This is a genomic window from Mycolicibacter acidiphilus, from assembly GCF_018455725.1.
Lineage (GTDB): Bacteria > Actinomycetota > Actinomycetes > Mycobacteriales > Mycobacteriaceae > Mycobacterium > Mycobacterium acidiphilum.
In genome coordinates this window covers 1-16,814 of record NZ_JAHCLR010000034.1, presented here as the reverse complement: position 1 = coordinate 16,814, position 16,814 = coordinate 1, and the positions used below count along the sequence as shown (strand labels likewise).

At 68.0% G+C, this 16,814-nt stretch carries 19 protein-coding genes and 2 pseudogenes; 9 read left to right on the top strand and 12 right to left on the bottom strand.

The features are described 5' to 3' along the window. Positions 1 to 29: 29 nt before the first annotated feature. The 5 genes from KIH27_RS15490 to mvk all read right to left on the bottom strand — a co-directional run bounded on the left by KIH27_RS15490 (position 30) and on the right by mvk (position 5,184). On the bottom strand, positions 30 to 1,040 hold the full coding sequence (locus KIH27_RS15490; protein WP_214093909.1) for a hydroxymethylglutaryl-coenzyme A reductase family protein: 1,011 nt from the start codon (positions 1,038 to 1,040) through the stop codon (positions 30 to 32). A 63-nt stretch (positions 1,041 to 1,103) separates the two neighbouring features. Then, a complete protein-coding gene (gene fni, locus KIH27_RS15485) occupies positions 1,104 to 2,162 on the bottom strand; it encodes a type 2 isopentenyl-diphosphate Delta-isomerase (protein ID WP_214093853.1) in 1,059 nt (352 codons plus the stop codon). Continuing rightward, positions 2,152 to 3,255 carry a phosphomevalonate kinase gene (locus KIH27_RS15480; protein WP_214093852.1) on the bottom strand — a complete coding sequence of 368 codons (1,104 nt, stop codon included), beginning with the start codon at positions 3,253 to 3,255 and terminating at the stop codon, positions 2,152 to 2,154. The genes fni and KIH27_RS15480 overlap by 11 nt, the downstream gene beginning before the upstream one ends. Further along, the gene (gene mvaD, locus KIH27_RS15475) at positions 3,252 to 4,241 is read right to left on the bottom strand and encodes a diphosphomevalonate decarboxylase (RefSeq protein ID WP_214093851.1); all 990 of its coding nucleotides are present in this window, start codon (positions 4,239 to 4,241) and stop codon (positions 3,252 to 3,254) included. Before mvaD ends, KIH27_RS15480 begins: the two co-directional genes overlap by 4 nt. Then, entirely contained in the window at positions 4,234 to 5,184 is a 951-nt protein-coding gene (gene mvk, locus KIH27_RS15470; RefSeq protein WP_214093850.1) for a mevalonate kinase, read from the bottom strand. The genes mvaD and mvk overlap by 8 nt, the downstream gene beginning before the upstream one ends. A 165-nt stretch (positions 5,185 to 5,349) precedes the next feature. Here mvk and KIH27_RS15465 point away from each other — a divergent pair, with 165 nt between their 5' ends. Beyond that, entirely contained in the window at positions 5,350 to 5,658 is a 309-nt protein-coding gene (locus tag KIH27_RS15465; RefSeq protein ID WP_214093849.1) for a hypothetical protein, read from the top strand. 21 nt (positions 5,659 to 5,679) lie between these two features. Here the strand turns inward: KIH27_RS15465 and KIH27_RS15460 are convergent, their stop codons facing one another. After that, complete coding sequence (locus tag KIH27_RS15460) at positions 5,680 to 7,281, bottom strand: GMC family oxidoreductase (RefSeq protein WP_214093848.1); 1,602 nt, start codon at positions 7,279 to 7,281, stop codon at positions 5,680 to 5,682. A gap of 41 nt (positions 7,282 to 7,322) precedes the next feature. Then, positions 7,323 to 8,342: a zinc-dependent alcohol dehydrogenase gene (locus KIH27_RS15455; RefSeq protein ID WP_214093847.1), complete on the bottom strand. Its 1,020-nt coding sequence runs from the start codon at positions 8,340 to 8,342 to the stop codon at positions 7,323 to 7,325. Between the two features lie 94 nt (positions 8,343 to 8,436). Between KIH27_RS15455 and KIH27_RS15450 the strand changes: the two genes are divergently transcribed. Next, a complete protein-coding gene (locus KIH27_RS15450; protein WP_214093846.1) occupies positions 8,437 to 9,036 on the top strand; it encodes a TetR/AcrR family transcriptional regulator in 600 nt (199 codons plus the stop codon). Here KIH27_RS15450 and KIH27_RS15445 read toward each other — a convergent pair. Continuing rightward, positions 9,029 to 9,319: a YiaA/YiaB family inner membrane protein gene (locus KIH27_RS15445; protein WP_214093845.1), complete on the bottom strand. Its 291-nt coding sequence runs from the start codon at positions 9,317 to 9,319 to the stop codon at positions 9,029 to 9,031. The two genes, KIH27_RS15450 and KIH27_RS15445, sit on opposite strands and share 8 nt — an antisense overlap. A gap of 215 nt (positions 9,320 to 9,534) precedes the next feature. On the opposite strand from KIH27_RS15445, the gene KIH27_RS15440 reads away from it, so the two are divergent. From KIH27_RS15440 to KIH27_RS15430, 3 genes and pseudogenes are all read left to right on the top strand, one after another. After that, complete coding sequence (locus KIH27_RS15440; RefSeq protein ID WP_214093844.1) at positions 9,535 to 10,059, top strand: hypothetical protein; 525 nt, start codon at positions 9,535 to 9,537, stop codon at positions 10,057 to 10,059. Between the two features lie 35 nt (positions 10,060 to 10,094). After that, positions 10,095 to 10,433, top strand: coding sequence for a helix-turn-helix domain-containing protein (locus tag KIH27_RS23305; RefSeq protein WP_214093843.1), 339 nt, complete (start codon positions 10,095 to 10,097; stop codon positions 10,431 to 10,433). After that, positions 10,405 to 10,557 (top strand): annotated as a pseudogene (locus KIH27_RS15430) (type II toxin-antitoxin system VapB family antitoxin); the annotation flags it as partial. The gene KIH27_RS23305 and the pseudogene KIH27_RS15430, both read left to right, overlap by 29 nt. Before the next feature lie 22 nt (positions 10,558 to 10,579). On the opposite strand, the pseudogene arsB reads toward KIH27_RS15430, so the two are convergent. Continuing rightward, positions 10,580 to 12,067, bottom strand: a pseudogene (gene arsB / locus KIH27_RS15420) (ACR3 family arsenite efflux transporter). Beyond that, complete coding sequence (arsM, locus tag KIH27_RS15415; RefSeq protein ID WP_214093840.1) at positions 12,064 to 12,849, bottom strand: arsenite methyltransferase; 786 nt, start codon at positions 12,847 to 12,849, stop codon at positions 12,064 to 12,066. Before arsM ends, arsB begins: the two are co-directional and overlap by 4 nt. Before the next feature lie 90 nt (positions 12,850 to 12,939). On the opposite strand from arsM, the gene KIH27_RS15410 reads away from it, so the two are divergent. Next, the gene (locus tag KIH27_RS15410; RefSeq protein WP_250150215.1) at positions 12,940 to 13,299 is read left to right on the top strand and encodes an ArsR/SmtB family transcription factor; all 360 of its coding nucleotides are present in this window, start codon (positions 12,940 to 12,942) and stop codon (positions 13,297 to 13,299) included. A gap of 21 nt (positions 13,300 to 13,320) precedes the next feature. Here the strand turns inward: KIH27_RS15410 and KIH27_RS15405 are convergent, their stop codons facing one another. Beyond that, a complete protein-coding gene (locus tag KIH27_RS15405; protein ID WP_214093907.1) occupies positions 13,321 to 13,653 on the bottom strand; it encodes a YnfA family protein in 333 nt (110 codons plus the stop codon). A 740-nt stretch (positions 13,654 to 14,393) separates the two neighbouring features. Here KIH27_RS15405 and KIH27_RS15400 point away from each other — a divergent pair. The 3 genes from KIH27_RS15400 (at position 14,394) to KIH27_RS15390 (ending at position 16,448) form a co-directional block, all read left to right on the top strand. Beyond that, positions 14,394 to 14,861 (top strand): SRPBCC family protein, encoded by a 468-nt coding sequence (locus tag KIH27_RS15400; RefSeq protein ID WP_214093839.1) that lies wholly within the window; start codon positions 14,394 to 14,396, stop codon positions 14,859 to 14,861. 80 nt (positions 14,862 to 14,941) lie between these two features. Further along, entirely contained in the window at positions 14,942 to 15,991 is a 1,050-nt protein-coding gene (locus KIH27_RS15395) for a zinc-dependent alcohol dehydrogenase family protein (protein ID WP_214093838.1), read from the top strand. 76 nt (positions 15,992 to 16,067) lie between these two features. Beyond that, the gene (locus KIH27_RS15390; protein ID WP_214093837.1) at positions 16,068 to 16,448 is read left to right on the top strand and encodes a TfoX/Sxy family protein; all 381 of its coding nucleotides are present in this window, start codon (positions 16,068 to 16,070) and stop codon (positions 16,446 to 16,448) included. Between the two features lie 120 nt (positions 16,449 to 16,568). Here KIH27_RS15390 and KIH27_RS15385 read toward each other — a convergent pair whose 3' ends face one another. Then, on the bottom strand, positions 16,569 to 16,772 hold the full coding sequence (locus KIH27_RS15385; RefSeq protein ID WP_214093836.1) for a cold-shock protein: 204 nt from the start codon (positions 16,770 to 16,772) through the stop codon (positions 16,569 to 16,571). Between the last annotated feature and the right edge of the window lie 42 nt (positions 16,773 to 16,814).

Here is a 16,814-nt window from a genome sequence, read left to right as displayed (position 1 = left end):
CCCTCCACAGTAGGAGCGGCTGGCGGGCGCTAGGCCTTTTTGCGTTCGAACTGCACGTGCGCCCGCATCAGCTCACCGGGGTTGGTCTGCGCGGCCAGCAGCGACAACTCCCCGCAGAGCACCGTCGCCGCCGCCAGTACCGCCAGCCGGTGGGCGTTCTCGGCGGGGCCGCGATCGGCGGTACAGCCCAGCCGATCCAGGTTGTCCCGGACGAATTCCAGATCCTTGCCGCTGCCCACGGTCCCGACGATCAGGTTCGGGATCGTGCAGGAGAAGTACAGGTCGCCGTCGCGGTCCTCGGCGACCGTCACCCCCTGCGAACCCTCGATGATGTTGGCGGCGTCCTGGCCGGTGGCCAGATAGAAGCCCAGCAGCATGTTGGCGAAGTGGGCGTTGGCCGACCGGATGCCGCCGGCCAGCAGGGTGCCGATCAGGTTCTTGCGGACGTTGAGCTCGGCGACCTTGGCGGCGGTGGTGTGCAGCCGCTCATGCACGATCTCCCGCGGCACCACCAGTTCGGTGATGACGTTCTTGCCGCGGCCCAGGATGCCGTTGATCGCGGTGGCCTTCTTGTCCGTGCAGTAGTTGCCGGAGATCGACACGTAGGACAGCCCCGGGATGGTCTGCAGGATGTGCGCCAGGATGTGGTCGGCGGCCAGCGTGGCCATGTTGTGCCCGGAGGCGTCACCGGTGGTGAACTCCAGCCGGATGAATAGCAGGTTCGCCACCATCTCGTGGTGGATGCGCACCAGGTTGGCGTGCTTGGAGCAGCCGCGGACGATCTCCCGCAGCTCCTCGAACCTTGTGTCGAGTTGCCGGGTCGCACTGAACGCGGTGGCGGCGTCGGTGGCCTCGACCAGCACCGAACGGGTCATCCGGTCGTCGACCAGGGTGGCGACGATCCCGCGTTCGGTGAGCATGGAGATCTTCGCACCGCGCCCCACCGACGGCCACAGCGGCGTCTCGTAGGTGGCCAGCGGCACCTTCGTCTCGACAGACGCGACGTTGCCGGTGACCTTCACCGGCCCTACCCAGCGCATCGGGACGCCGGCTACCGCGTGTTCGGGGGTGTTTTCTGAGTCCACAGGGAGATCCCTTCGGGTCTAGGAGGTGCGGGCCCGAGTCGCCAGGCGACCGGTGTCGATCCCGCGATCGAGGCAGAACGTGCGCAGGTCGCCGCCGACGAGGACGTCGCAGCGGGTGAGCTCCGCGGGGGTGCGCGCCCCCAGCACGGTGAGCAGCGCGGTCACCTGATCGAGCCAGGTGCCGATCTGGTCGACGAGGGCCTGCACTCCGTTGTTGAGCAGGGTACCGAGGAACGCGCCGGAGGCACCGGCGGCGGCCCCGCCCAGCGCCAGCACCCGCACCACATCCAGCGGATTGCGCACCCCGCCGGAACCCAGCACCGGGATGCCGGCACCGTCGGCGTCGAGCAGGCACGCGGCGGTCGACTGCCCCCAGCCGAGCAGGAACCCGTAGTCGCCGGTGGTGCGGCGACTGTTCTCGATCCGCGCGAAATCGGTGCCGCCGCGGCCGGCGACGTCGGCGGCGTGCACACCCAGGCCGGTCAGCCGCCGCAGCGTCTCCCGGCTCAGGCCGAAACCGACTTCCTTGACGATCACCGGGACGCCGACACCGGCGACGATCTCTTCGATGCGGCCCGCCCACGCCGCGAACGACCGGTCGCCCTCGGGCATCACGATCTCCTGGATCGTGTTGAGGTGGATCTGCAGTGCGTTCGCCTCGATCAATTCGACTGCGCGACAAGCATTTTCGACGGACGCGGTGGCGTTGACGTTGGCGATCAGGAAGCCGTCCGGGTTCTCCCGGCGCATCACCGCGAACGTGTCGGCGACACCGGCGTCGGCGAAGTAAGGGCTCATCGAGCCGGTGGCGACGGGAATCCCGGTCTCCCGGGCGGCGATCGCGAGGTCCCGGTTGATGACGCCGGTCTTGGCACTGCCGCCGGTCATCGCGTTGATGTACAGCGGCGCCGGCCATTCGATCGCGCCTAATCGGGCGGCCAGCGAGACGTCGGCACGGTTGATGCCTGCCAGGGCGTGGTGGACGAACGTCACGTCGTCGAAGTCGTTGTGCTCGCCGCCGGCCCGCTGCTGGTCGGCCGCGAGCCGCACGTGGTCGTCCTTGCGGTCAGCAGTCATGGCCGTCCGTTCCATCCCCGATCACCTCAAGGGGCAGCAGTCGCACGCCCACGGTCTCCCACTGCCCGCGCAACCGCTCGACGTCGGCCGCGTCCGCGCCGTCCGACAGGGCGATCCCGCAGTCGCCGCCGCCGGCGCCCGACGGCTTGGCAACCCAGCCGGCGGCGTCGGCGGCATCGCACAGCGCGATCAGCTTATCGGTAAAGATGCCCACGTCGGCGCTGTTGTCCAGCTCGGCCAGCAGCTGCCGGGCGATGGCCAGCTGGGCCAGGGCCGCAGCCGTGTCACCGCGCTCGAGTGCGTCAACGGTCGCCTGCGCGCTGGCCGCCATGGCGGCGACGAACTGGCGGTGTGCGGCTGTGCCGTGCCACCGGCTCCCGCCGAGCAGCTCCGCGGTGACCGCGGGCGAACCGGTCCAGCCGACCGCCAGCTGCAGCCCGGCCGGCGGGTTCAACCGCCGGATGCCCAAGCCCGGCCAACTCGCCCGCAGTGCCGACTCCAGCCCGTCGCGGCGCACCAGGTCCAACACCGCGGTGCGATCCGGCGCCCGGTAGACGATCCAGCCCCGGAGAACGGCCGCGGCCAGGTCGGCGCCGGAGGCCTGCGGGTCCAGCCGAGCCGAGGCGATCAGCGCCAACCGGTAGCGCTCGTCGGCGCTGAGTGGCAGGCCGCAGTGTGCGCTGACCGTGTCGATCGTCGCGACGGTCACCGCCCCGCTGGACCCCAGCCCGAATTTCGTACCGGCCTCGTGCAGGTCGCTGACGATCGTCAGGTGCAGCGCGGGGGCGGGCAGACCGCGTCCGGTGAGCAGTTCACCGAGGACCTCCAGCGCGGCGACGGCGTGGGACAGCCGGCCGCGGGCGGCGTCGTCGTCGGGGGAGTTCCCGGCCAGTTGCAGCCCCTGCCAGTGCAGCCGCACCGGTTCTGGGTGCAGGTCGGTGGTGAGCTCGATGCCGGCTTCGATGCTTGTCGCGGTGACACTGACCATCCGGTCGACGGCCACCAGCAGCGCCGGGCTGCCCGGTTCCATCACGGCGTACTCGCCGGTGATGAACAGCTTTCCGGGTGCGCGCCTAGTGGTCGGCAGGGTCACGAGGCGTCTTCGTTCACGAGCCGGGCGCCCGGCCCGCAGTGTGCGATGGCGACCCGAATCCCGGGCGCAGCGGCCCGCAGAACGCCGGCGACGCCCTCCGCGTCAGCCGGGTCGCACAGTACCTTCACGTTCGGACCGGCGTCCATGGTGGCGTACGCCGGGGTGCCGTCCTGCCGCAGTTGCGCGACGCGGTCCAGCAGTGCCAGGCTGCCGGCGCTGATGTAGCGGACCGCTGGGCGGGCGGCCAGCATCGTCGCGTGCATGCCCAGCGCGTTGCGTTCGGCGATCTCGCCGACCGCCGCCAGGTCGCCGCGGGCCAGCGCCACCTGCATCTCGGCCAGGTCAGCGGCACTGGACTGCACCCATGCGTCGTACAGCGGTGAGGTGGCGACCGTGCGCCGCATCGCCTCCCGGCTGGAGACCGCCTTCACCCCGGTGTCGACCATCGCCACGACCAGCGCCGGGTCCAGGGTCACGCCGGGCACCGGCTCGGCGTAGGACCCGGCGTCGCTGCCGTCGCCGGCATGCCACACCGCGAACCGGCCGAAGATCGACCGGGACGCCGACCCGGATCCGCGCCGTGCCAGCCGGGACAGGGCGCGTTCGTCCAGATCGAGGCCGTAGGCGCGGGCGGCGGCGACGGCCAGGGCCGCCATCCCGCTGGCCGAGGAGGCCAGACCCGCCCCGGTGGGCACGGTGTTGCGGGTGTCGACATAAGCGTGCCCGCCGCCGCCCGCCAGGCCCCGGACCAGATCCAGGAAGCGACTGACCCGCCGCGCCATGTCATCGGGTGCGGCGGCGCCGTTGAGGACGACGGTGTCGGCCCGCGCGGCGGGGTCGCGGGTGACGGTCGTGACGGTGGGGAAGATGTCCAGCGTCATCGAGAGGCTGTCAGTGCGCGGGATGATCAGCTCGTCGTCGCGCTTGCCCCAGTATTTGACCAGCGCGATGTTCGGGTGCGCGACGGCAGTGGCCCGGTCAGACATCGGCGAACCTTCCCACCGGGATGAACCAGGTGTCCACCGCGCCTGCGGCCCGCAGCGCGGCGGCCACCGTCGCCGCCGCATCCGGGTCGCCGGCCAGCGCGACCAGGCAGCCGCCGAGGCCGCCGCCGCTGATCTTCGCGCCCAGTGCACCCGCCCGGCACGCGGCTGCGACCAGGGCTTCGATGTGGTCGGTGCTCAGCCCGATGCCTCGCAACACGTCGTGGTTGGCAGACAGCTGCGCGCCGAACACGGAAGGGTGGCCCTCGGTGAGGCTGGCGACCCCGGCGTCGGTGAGGTCGCGGACCCGCTGCATGAACTCGGTCTCCACGGCCGGGTCGGCCCGGAACATCCGCTGGACGTGTTCGATCGCGTCCTTGGTGCGGCCCGACGCCCCGCTGTCGGCAACCACGAACACGCCGTCGAACCCGCAGATCAGTTCGTGGGCGACCCCGGAGACGTAGCCGATCAGGCCGTCAGATCCGGTGGCGAATGCGTCGACGCCACTGGACTTTCCGTGCGCGGCGGTCTCGGCGTACTGCACCAGGTCGAAGACCGTCTCGGCGTCCAGGTCGACGTCGAAAAGATCGGCCAGCGCCAGCACCACCGAACGCGCACACGCCGCACTGGAGCCCAGGCCGCGGCCGGGCGGGATCATCGAGTCCATCCGCAGGGCCAGCGCCGCGCGGTCGTCGACGCCGGTCACCTTCTTGAACTGCACGACCAGGTTGCGCAGGCTGGTCACGGTCTCCTCGGCCACCGGCGGCATGGTGGCGGCCGGGGTGAAGGTGATCTCGCCGGGTTCGCCGGCCGGCAGGCGGGTGACGCAGGTGGTGACGGTCAGTTGCGACAGTGCGGTCGCGATGGCCGGGACGCCGTAGACCACGGCGTGCTCGCCGAGCAGGATGACCTTCGCGTGGGCGCGGCCGGTGCCCTCACCGCGCACTCGACCACCTTCTTCTGCGATGCCTGCGCGGTGCGTGGCCGCGTGTTAACCGGCCTTGAGTCTAAAGGGTGCGGGTGTGGCTGGTCGGGCGTGGTGGCCGCATTCGACGGACCCGCATAGCATCGAACGTGAATTGCGGCCGCGGGACTGCGACGGGAGCACGCGATGGAATCCGATCAGGCGACGAGGATGCGGGCCGCGATCGATCAGGCGGTGGCGGTCGGACCGAGCTTCCTGCGCGGGGAGATCGACGCCGACTCGATGGCCGGCAGCATGATCCGCGCCGTGCAGGGCTACGTCGAACAGGAGCAGGCCGCCGGCGGCGACGGCCGCCCGCACGACGCGCAGGCCATGGGGCTGCAGAACATCCTCGCCGAGCTGATGGGCTGCGGCTCCGGCTATCTCGCCGGGCGCTGCGACGCCGCCTGCGTGGCGCGCACCATGACCGAGATGGTGCGCGAGTTCGGCGGCTGATCCCCGGTCAGCGGTGTTTGATCAGCCCTGTTTGATCAGGTCGGCGCATTTCTCGGCGATCATCAGCACGGGTGCGTGAATGTTGTTGCTGGGCACGGTCGGCATGATCGAGGCGTCGGCGATGCGCAGCCCCTCGATGCCGCGCACCTTGAGGTCTTTGTCGACGACGGCCATCGGGTCGGAGTCCGGGCCCATCTTCGCGGTGCCGCACGGGTGGTATTCGGTGTCGGCGTGCGCCCGCAGCGTCTCCTCGATCTGCGCGGGGTCGTTGCGGTCGTAGTGGATCAGCATGTCGCCGCAGTAGGCGTCGAAGGCGGGATCGTTCATCACGTCGAGGGCGACCTGGGTGCCCTTCACCAGCGTCGGCATGTCGTAGGGGTCGCTGAAGTATTTCGGGTCGATCAGCGGGTCGACGTGTGTGTCAGGGCTTTTCAGCCGCACCTCGCCCTGGCTTCTGGGTCGGGCCAGCAGCAGGTGCGCCGAATAGCCGTGCCCGATGGGCGGTTTGCGGCCGTGGTCGTCGCCGATCCCGACGATCAGCTCCATCTCCATGTCGGCGACCTCGACGTCGGGACCGGTGCGGTAGTAGGCGCCGGATTCGGCGACGCAGCTGGTGATCAGCCCGGTGCGGTGCCGCTTCCACTGCCACATCGCCTTGGCCATCCGGGCGACACCGACCGGCGAGATGCCGATGGTGTCCTTGTTGGTGCGGGCCTGGTAGATCAGCAGCGCCGAGATGTGGTCCTGCAGGTTCTGCCCGACGCCGGGGGAGTCGAGCACCGGGGCGATCCCGAGCTGCTGCAGATGTGCGCCGGGGCCGACGCCCGACGCCATCAGGATCTGCGGGGTGCCGAATGCGCCGGCGGCCATGATCACCTCGCGACGGGCCCGCACGGTTCGGGTCTGCCGGCCCTGGGTGTAGCTGACCCCGGTCGCCCGGCGGCCGTCGAACGTCAGCCCGGTGATGTGCGCCTTGGTGCGCACCTCCAGGTTCGGCCGGTCCAGGATGGGGTGGATGAATGCGGCTGCGACACTGTGCCGTTCGCCGTCACGCTGGGTGACCTGCACGTGGTAGCAACCGAAGTGCTGCGCGCCGTTGTAGTCGGTGTTGAACGGGATGCCCTGGGACTGGCAGGCTTTCAGGAACACCTCGTTGAGCGGGCTGGGGCTGCGCAGATTCGTCACCTGCAGCGGGCCGGACGTTCCGTGATACTTCGAGTCACGGTGAATCGCGTTGTTCTCCGATTTGGTGAAGTACGGCAGCACGTCGTCGAAACCCCAGCCCGGGTTGCCCAGGTCGCGCCAGTGGTCGAAATCCGATGGATGCCCGTGCGCGTAGATCATCGCGTTGATCGTCGATGAGCCGCCGAGTGCCTTGCCACGCGGCTGAAACCCGCGGCGGCCGTTGGCGAAGCCGGCCTGCGGGACGGTCTGGTAGTTCCAGCTGTTGATGCCGTGCGGCATGCCCGCGACGAACCCGATCGGCGCCCGGATCAGCAGGTTGCGGCCCTCCCCGCCGGCTTCGAGCAGGCAGACCGACACCGCCGGGTCTTCGCTGAGCCGGCTGGCGATCACGCATCCCGCCGAGCCGCCGCCAGCCACCACATAGTCGAACTCGTCCACGAAGGGAACTGTATCCAAGCAGCGGGCAATGAGCACCGGCCCTAGCGGTCGAGTACGAAGATCGGCTTGTGCCCGGCACATGTCGAGGTCAGGACGTCCGGCATCTCGTCCCATCCGTAGATCCCGCTGGTGACGACTTCGGGGTGCAGCACACCGGCGGCGACGGCATCCAGCGTCGGTGTCATGTTGGGGCGGGCATGACCCTTGCCGTTGTGGAAGTGCACGCCGCGGATGTAGAGCTGCAGCATCGGCAGTGCCACGTCGGCGAAGTAGATCCCGACGCTGTTCACATGTCCCTCGGGCATGACCGAAACCAGCGCCTTGCGCAGTCGGTCGGGATCGCAGGATGCGTCGACCGCCAGGTGGAAGTTCTTCTCCCGCTTGCCGTTGATGTCGGCGACTTCCGCGCCGAGTCGTTCCGCGACGGCCATCCGCGTGGGGTCGTCGTCGTAGTACACGGTGCGGGCGCCGGCGCAGTGCACGGCCACGTCGACGCAGTACAGGCCGATCGAGCCGGTTCCGCCGAAGACCGCCACCTGCGGGTCGTCGATGCCGGAGATGGTCGGCATCACCGTCTCCCAACCCAGGGCGAGGTTGTCGCCGATCGACGCGAGATGCACGGGGTCGACGCCGGTCGGCAGGGGAGCGAGGTTGTAATCGGCGAAGGGCACGCGGATCAGTTCGGAGAACGTCCCGCCCCACAACCCGTTGATGGGCAGCCCGTACTGGGCGTCGCCGTAGCTCAGACAGCGCGCCGGATGCCCGAGCGAGCACTGGACACAGGTGCCGCACGCGATGTGCCAGGCGACTCCGACGACATCGCCGACGGTCACGGCGGTGCATTCCGGGCCGACTTCCACGACGGTGCCGACGCATTCGTGTCCGAGTGGGAACGGGCCGGCGAGCGAGAACGGTGTTTTGTCGGCGATCACATGATGATCCAGGTCGCAGGTGGTCGCGGCCAGCGGGCGCACCAGGGCGTCCCGGGGGTCCACGATGGTCGCCGCGTCGACCTCGTCGAAGCGCAGCCGCCCCGGCTCGACGAACATCAAACTTCTCATCGGATCTCCTCTGTCCCCGCGTTCGCTATAACGATCGTAATAATTGCGTGTCACGGTAGACTATGTCGGTCGTTATAACAAGGGATGGCCCGTCATGACAGATGACAGTCGAGGACGTCAGCGCATGGTCGCCGGCGCCGCGGACATGATCAGCCGGCGTGGGCTCAATGCGACCAGCGTGCGTGAGCTCGCCAAGCACGCCGATGCGCCGCTGGGCTCCACCTACCACTACTTCCCGGGCGGCAAATATGACCTGGCGACCGCGGCGGTGCGCTGGGCCGATGACCTCACCGTGAATGTGCTCGCCAGGGAACTGGCCGCGGGGCCCGAGGCGGGCCTACGGGCATTCCTGGCGCTATGGCGAAAGATCCTCGTCGACAGCGACTTTCACGCGGGCTGCCCGGTGCTGGCGGTGTCGATCGAAGAGGTGTCCAGTGATGATCGCGCTGCGCCGCGCGACGCCGCGGCGGCCGCGTTTCAGCGGTGGACGGGCCTGCTTGCGGACTCGATGTGCGACGCCGGTGTCGAGGCGGTCGATGCCGAACAGATCGCGACGCTGATCGTCGCCGCCGTCGAAGGTACGGTCGCCATCTGCCGCGCCCAGCGCAGCAGCACCCCGCTCGACCAGGTGGCGATGCAACTCGGCGGAGTTATCCGCGCCGCGTTGATGGGCGCCGCCGGGGCGGTCAGCTGACGCCCTGCAGCGGGTTGTGACTGACGTACATCTGCTCGATGCGCGCCTCGTCGACGCGGTTGCGGATCTGCCGGGTCTCGTGCTGGTCGCGGATCACCTTGGCCAGGTTGAAGCAGCTGGTGACCAGGAACAGGCCGCAGATGGCCAGGAAGGATCGTTGCCACACCGAGATCGGCAGGCAGGCGATGCCGACCGCCAGCGAACCGAATGAGACGCCGAAGGCGATCGCGGTCTGGGTGAAGTAGGCGCCGGTTGATTCCAGAAGGGGTTTCGGGGTTTCCATGGGGGAAATCCTCGCCGGGAATCGTGGGCGGCGGATGAGTAGAGCTACTCGACTTCGCGGTGGGGATCGCCCCGGATAGGGTCCGTCGCATGGCCGCGCCCCGTCGGCCTCTCGTGGAGCGGATCGGCCATGTCGGACCCTGCTGTCCCGCTGCTTGCATGTTCGCCCGCCGTCGGCGGCGGGCGGGGTTGAGCAAGGCTGGAGGGGTGTTGCCGATGGGCATCCCGGATTCTGCGACCGTAGGTCGCGTCAACGGAGGCGGCTGCCGCTGGGACACCGCCCTTGTGTGGGCGGACCTGAACGCCCTGCGCGTTGCAGATCGCGGCGCGTGGGCGAAATTGGTTGCACTGATTGAGGACTCTGAGCAGTACGGGCTGCCTTTTGATGCGCAAGGCTATGACTACAGCGCGCCGGTCGGCAGGCGGATCAAGGCGGTTGAATTCTGTGGTCGGCCGGTGCCCTGGCTCGGCGAATTGCGAGTGGATGAGCGTAGCCCTAAGCGAACCAGCCGGCTTGGCGATGCGGCGCAGTATCGCCTGTACTTCGGTGAGCCCAATGATCCCTCGGGTCTGGTGTTGGGATTGTCGATCGGGCAGAAGCGGGGCCGAGACCGCGACGCCAGCCGTAAGCAGACTCGGCAGATGATCGATGCAATGTGGAAGCTGATCCGTTGGCGTGAATCCCGTTCGCCGACGACAGGCTGGCGTGAGCTGACCGGGCGGGATATCGTTGACTTATAACGCAACGAATTAACGGATCGAGAGAGGCTGGGCTGATGGGTGTCGCCGACAGCGTATCCGCTGATGACAGGCTCAGCGTCGACGTCGCGCGATCGGAGAACCATCTGATCCGGCAACTGGTCGGAGTACGGCAACGGCGCGGGATCAAGCCGGCCGACGTCGCTCGGAAGATGGGGGTCGATCGAAGTGCGGTGACGCGCTTTGAGTCAGGAGGCACCAACCCGACGATCGCCACGATCAATCGCTACGCCGAGGCCGTCGGTGCAATGATCCGATACACGGTCGAATCGGATGCTGTTGCCGTATCGCCGGCGATAGGAAGATCGCCAACATCAGGAGGTTGCGATGGCCGTGACGCAGATCGACCTCGATGACCAGACACTGGCCGACGTCATGCGGATCGCTGGTGTGCACACCAAGAAGGAAGCGGTGAACCTCGCGTTGCGGGATTACGTCGACCGCTTCAGCCGGCTCGAAGCCCTGGCGCGGTCCCGGGAACACGCGAAGAACTGGGGGTCGGCTACAGAAGTTCGCCGATCAGCGCCTTGACCCGCTCGGCGATCTCGTCGCGGATGTCACGGACCGTGTCGAGGGGCTGGCCGGCCGGATCGCGCAATGACCAATCTCGGTAGGTGACTCCCGGGAAGTGGGGGCAGGTGTCGCCGCAACCCATCGTGATCACGACGTCACTGCGCTCCACCGCGTCGGCGGTGAGCACAGTTGGGGGCTCCGGTCGTGATGTCGATGCCCAACTCGGCCATCGCGGTCACCGCCACCGGGTTGATCCGGTCAGCGGGTGCGGTACCGGCCGAGCGGACCTCGATGCGGTCCCCGGCGAGTTGGGTGAGCAGCGCCGCCGCCATTTGGGACCGTCCGGCGTTGTGAACGCAGACGAACAGGACGGTCGGCTTGTCAGCCATCAGCGGGTTGCGCTCGGCTGCGCTTCGGATCCGAAGATGCGGCTGCGCAACGCCAGGGAGACATAGACCAGCCCGACCAACACCGGGACCTCGATGAGCGGGCCGACCACCCCGGCCAGTGCCTGGCCCGACGTGGCGCCATAGGTGGCGATTGCCACCGCGATGGCCAGTTCGAAGTTGTTGCCGGCGGCGGTGAACGCCAACGTGGTGGTGCGCTGGTAACCCAACTTCAGGGCAGCGCCGAGCAGGTATCCGCCCGCCCACATGATCGCGAAGTAGGCCAGTAGAGGGACTGCGATACGGGCGACATCCCATGGCCGCGAGGTGATTTGGCGGCCCTGCAGGGCGAACAGGATCACGATGGTGAACAGCAACCCGTACAGTGCCCATGGGCCGATTCGGGGTAGGAACTGCGATTCGTACCAGTCCCGGCCTCTAGCCGGTTCCCCCAATCGGCGGGACAGATATCCGGCCAGCAGCGGGACGCCGAGGAAGATCAGCACGGACTTGGCGATCTGCGACGCCGACACGTCGATCCCGTCCTGAGGTAGGCCCAGCCAGCCGGGCAGCACCGAAAGATAGAACCAGCCGAGCACCCCGAACATCAGGACTTGGAAGATCGAGTTCAACGCGACCAACACCGTGACGGCTTCGCGGTCCCCACACGCCAGGTCGTTCCAGATGATCACCATGGCGATACAGCGGGCCAGCCCGACGATGATCAGCCCGGTGCGGTACTCGGGCTGATCGGGCAGCAGCAACCATGCCAGCGCGAACATGAGTGCCGGGCCGACGAGCCAGTTCAGCAGGAGCGACGACACCAGCAGTTTGCGGTCGGCGGTGACCGTCCCGAGTCGGTCGTAGCGAACCTTCGCCAGCGGCGGATACATCATCACCAGGAGCCCGAGCGCGATCGGCAGCGATATGCCGTCGACCGCAACGGCACTGAGCGCAGACCCTAGACCGGGCACCAGCTTCCCCAGCAGCAGCCCGGTGACCATCGCCAGGCCGATCCAGACCGGCAGGAACCGGTCGAGGGTGGAGAGCTTCGCGGCGGTCGGTGGGGCCAGCACCGTAGTGTCACTCATGCGGCGGAGCCGGGTTTGCTCGCACGGATGATCGCGCCGTGCATCCCCTCGGCGACCGGGTGGGTGAATGTGACTGCGGCATCGGTGAATCCGGCCGCGGCCAGCCCGTCGAGGTATTCCTGCTTCGACAGTGCGCCGGCGATGCAACCGACATAGGAGCCCCGCTCGGCCCGTTCGGCCGGGCTGAGGTGGTCCTCGGCGACGACGTCGGAGATCCCGATCCGTCCGCCGGGCACCAGAACCCGGAACATCTCGGCGATCACCGCCGGCTTGTCGGCGGACAGGTTGATGACGCAGTTGGAGATCACCACGTCGACCTCGCCGTCCGGGAGTGGGATGTCTTCGATGGTGCCCTTGCGGAATTCGACGTTGCGCACCCCGGCCAGCAACCGGTTCTCCTCAGCCAACGCCAGCATCTCGTCGGTCATGTCGACGCCGTACACATACCCGTCCGGGCCGACCCGCTTGGCCGACAACAGCACATCGATGCCGCCGCCGGACCCCAGGTCGAGTACCCGCTCGCCGGGGAGCAGGTCGGCGACCGCGGTCGGATTGCCGCAGCCCAGGCTCGCCTCGACGGCGGTGATGGGCAACTGTGAGTGCTCGCCGGTGCCGTACAGGCCCGCGCCGAAGATGACTCCGGTGGTCCCCGAATCGCTTGAGCCGCAACAACTCGCAGCACTCAAGACGTCACCGTTGGTGTCGCCGCAGCGCACCGCCTCGGCGGCTGCGCTGTAGCTGGCGCGGACCTTGTCGCGCAATTCATCGCCCTCGGTGGCCATCCGGCTTCACTCCTCGCATCGACGCATATCAATATGATGCAGTCTTCACAACGCATCGATGATTGTCAATGTGTGTGTGATACTGGCGCTATGCCCGTCGTCTGCACGTCTCCGGTGGAGGCCGACCTCTCGGTGTGCTGCAACCCGATCACCGCGGGTGTGTTGGACGGGCCGACCGCCGACCGGCTCGCCGGCGTGTTGAAGGCGCTGGCCGAGCCCACCAGGCTGCGCCTCGTCTCGCTGATAGCGGCTCACGACGGCGCCGAAGCGTGCGTCTGCGACCTCACCGCGCCGGTCGGACTGACTCAGCCGACGGTGTCGCACCATCTGAAGACGTTGGTGGAGGCGGGCCTGCTGGAGCGGACCCAGCGCGGCAAGTGGGCGTACTACCGGCTGGTGCCCGGCACCCTGGACGCGTTGGCTGCCGCGTTTGGCCGTGTCGCACATTGACGACATAACCGGCCGTCGACGTCAACGCCCACGGGGCGCGTACATGATCACGGCAACACCGCCGAGGCACACCGCGGCGCCCAGTACATCCCAGCGGTCGGGCCGGAATCCGTCGAGGGCCATCGCCCAGGCCAGTGAACCGACTACGAAGACACCACCGTAGGCAGCCAGGATGCGACCGAAATGCGCATCGGGCTGCAGGGTGGCGACGAAGCCGTAGAGGCCGAGCGCCACGACGCCGAGACCGGCCCACAGCCAGCCGCGGTGCTCGCGGACACCCTGCCAAACCAGCCAGGCGCCGCCGATCTCCGCCACCGCCGCCACGATGAACAGCAGGATCGATCGCAGCATCATGGCGACCCACTCTAGAGCGGCGACGATCTCGCCGCCGACCGAGTGGGTGTAGTCCAGCCAGCGCTGCGCCTGCTCGGGAGTCCAGCGACCGCCGGCGTCGCGGGTGCCCGGGCTGATCGCGACCGAGGAGACGATCGCCGCGTCGACCGCGTTGGCGAACTCGACCACGCCACGCCACTGGGCGCGAGTCAGCACGCCGTTGAAACCGGCGGGCGGTGTCGCCGGCGGTGTGTCGGTGTCGGCGAAATAGGTGGAGTTGGCCCAGGTTCCGCTGACCCGGACATAGGCGGGGCCGAGTGCGGCTGCCAGTGTCCGCAATCGCCGATTCGTCAGATCCCGAGGCGGGCGGTACTCGAACATGTAGGCGCTCGGCGCCCTGGCGGGCTGAGTGGGGGACTGGTGGATTGTCGCGCCGTAGGGCTTCCAGAACTGCGCGCCGGTGACCGCGGCCATCTCGATGTTGTACGACGCGAACCGCTCATCGACGGTCCCGACCTTGGGCATGGTTCCTGGATGTATGCCGCTCCGCCGATTCGGTGCCGTGCAACCCGCACTGCAGACCGCGAGCACCGATGTCAGTACGCCCAGCGCGCGGAGAAATCCCATCAGGACACCATCTGATTTTGCTTAGCTTATGTAATCGCTTCAACGATAGCCGAGTCTCGCTGCGACCGGGTGGTCTCGGCGGAGCGCATCCCTAGACTGGGCTCAATGCTGCACGGACATCGGAAGGAAAAGCCATGACTGTGGTCGTTGTCGACGCCGGGCCCGGGAAGATCAGCAGATCGGTGGAGGTGGCCGCACCCGCGGCCGAATTGTTCGCGATCGCCGCCGACCCGCGCCGGCACCATGAGTTGGACGGTTCGGGCACGGTACGCGACAACGTCAAGGCGCCCGCGGAACTGGCTGTCGGGTCGAAGTTTTCGACGAACATGAAGATGTACGGCGTGCCGTACCGGATCACCAGCCGCGTCACCGCTCTCGAACCGGATCGCGTGGTGGAGTGGCGGCACCCGGAGGGGCACCGCTGGCGCTGGGAGTTCGAGTCGCTCGGGCCGGGCCTGACCCGGGTGACCGAGACGTTCGACTACCACGACGCCGGTCTGCTGCGACGCACGTTCTATGAGCTGACCGGATCGATCAAGGCCAACGTGAAGGGCATCCAGGCGAGCCTGACCAAGCTGCAGGACCGGTACGCGGCCCGGTAGCCGGCTCACCTGATCTGAAGATGTGGCAGGGTGGAAAAGGTCACCATGCTGCTGCTGACTCGGCGATCGGAAGGTGAACCATGCGGGCAACGGTCATTCACGGGGCCGGCGACATCCGCTTCGAGGAGCGCCCGGATCCGCGGATCCAGTCGCCTGCCGACGCGGTCGTCCGGGTGTTGCGCAGTTGCGTATGCGGTTCGGACCTGTGGGCGTACCGCGGGGTTCAGCCGACCCCCGCACCGCACCCGATCGGGCATGAGTTCATCGGGATCGTCGAAGATATCGGCGCTGAGGTCAGCACCCTCCGCGCCGGGGACTTCGTCATCTCCCCGTTCACCGACAGCGACGGCACCTGCGCGCACTGCCGCAACGGGATCACCACCTCCTGCGTGAACTTCGGGTTCTGGGGTCACACCACTGCCAGCGGAGAACTGCTCGACGGCGGTCAGGGCGAATACGTGCGGGTGCCGTTCGCCGACGGAACCCTGGTGAAGGTGCCCGAGATGCCGGACGCCGCCCTGTATCCGCACCTGCTCACCCTCGCCGATGTGCTGGGCACCGGCCATCACGCCGCACGTTCCGGTGACGTGACCGAGGGCTCGACGGTCGTAGTCGTCGGCGACGGCGCGGTCGGTCTGTGCGCGATACTGGCAGCCAAACGGCTTGGCGCGGAACGGATCATCGCGATGTCCCGGCACGACGACCGGCAGCGGCTGGCTCGGGCGTTCGGCGCCACCGACGTCGTGGCCGAACGAGGGGAGCAGGGGATCGCGGTGGTGCAGGAGCTGCTGGGTGGAATCGGCGCCGACTCGGTACTGGAGTGCGTCGGCACCAAGGAGTCCATGGCCCAGGCGCTCGGTTCGGTTCGCCCCGGCGGTCAACTCGGTTTCGTCGGGGTGCCCGCCGGCGCGCCCGAACTGCCGATGCCGGTGCTGTTCAAAAACAATGTCCGAGTGGCCGGCGGCATGGCGCCGGTGCGTCCCTACATCGACGAACTGCTCCCCGACGTGTTGTCCGGCGCCATCGAACCCGGTTTGGTCTTCGACCTGGCCATGCCACTGGATCAGGTTTCCGACGCCTACGCGGCGATGGATGAACGGCGAGCGATCAAGGTTCTGCTAGAGCCCTGATGAACCACTACCGGCAGGCATTGTCCGTGCGCACACAGCAACCGACCGCATTGCCCGACAACCGGACGGAGGCCTAGTGGCCTACGACTCGTACCTGGCCGACCGTATTCGCGAGCAGCTGGCCAACACTTCCGCAGTCGACGAGCAGGCGATGTTCGGCGGATTGGCCTTCCTGGTCGCCGGCCGGATAGCCGTGGCGGCCAGTCGTGAAGGTGGACTCATGGTTCGCGTCGACCCGGCACGCGCCGAGCGTCTGCTTGCGGACGGTGCCGCTGAGCCCATGCAGATGGGCGGGCGCACTATGCGGGGATGGTTGCACGTCGGCGGCGAGCAGTTACGCACCACGCGTCAGCTCGCGAAGTGGATCACCATCGGCACCGCGGCCGCCGAAGTGGCCCCGGCACGGCGCCAACGCACGACCCGGAGCATCGCGTCACGGAGTCGTCGGGTGTCGTAGGTGCGCCACACGGCCACCCTGATGGCGCAGGAAGTCCTGCACCGTAACGTGATTAGTGAAGTTCCCGCGGGTTGGTGCGAAGTAACCGCACCAGCCCGCGGGCAACCAACTCAGGCCGTCTTAGACGGCGCTGACTCCTACAGCCTGGGGGCCCTTGGCTCCCTGCTCAACCTCGAACTGAACACGCTGGTTCTCCTCGAGAGAGCGGAAGCCGCTTCCCTGGATTTCCGAGTAGTGCACGAAGAGGTCCTTCGTGCCGTCGTCGGGGGTGATGAAGCCGAAGCCCTTTTCACCGTTGAACCATTTCACAGTGCCCTGTGCCATCCACTTGGCGGTGTCAAGCGGTGGAAGCAACGGAGTCGGTCA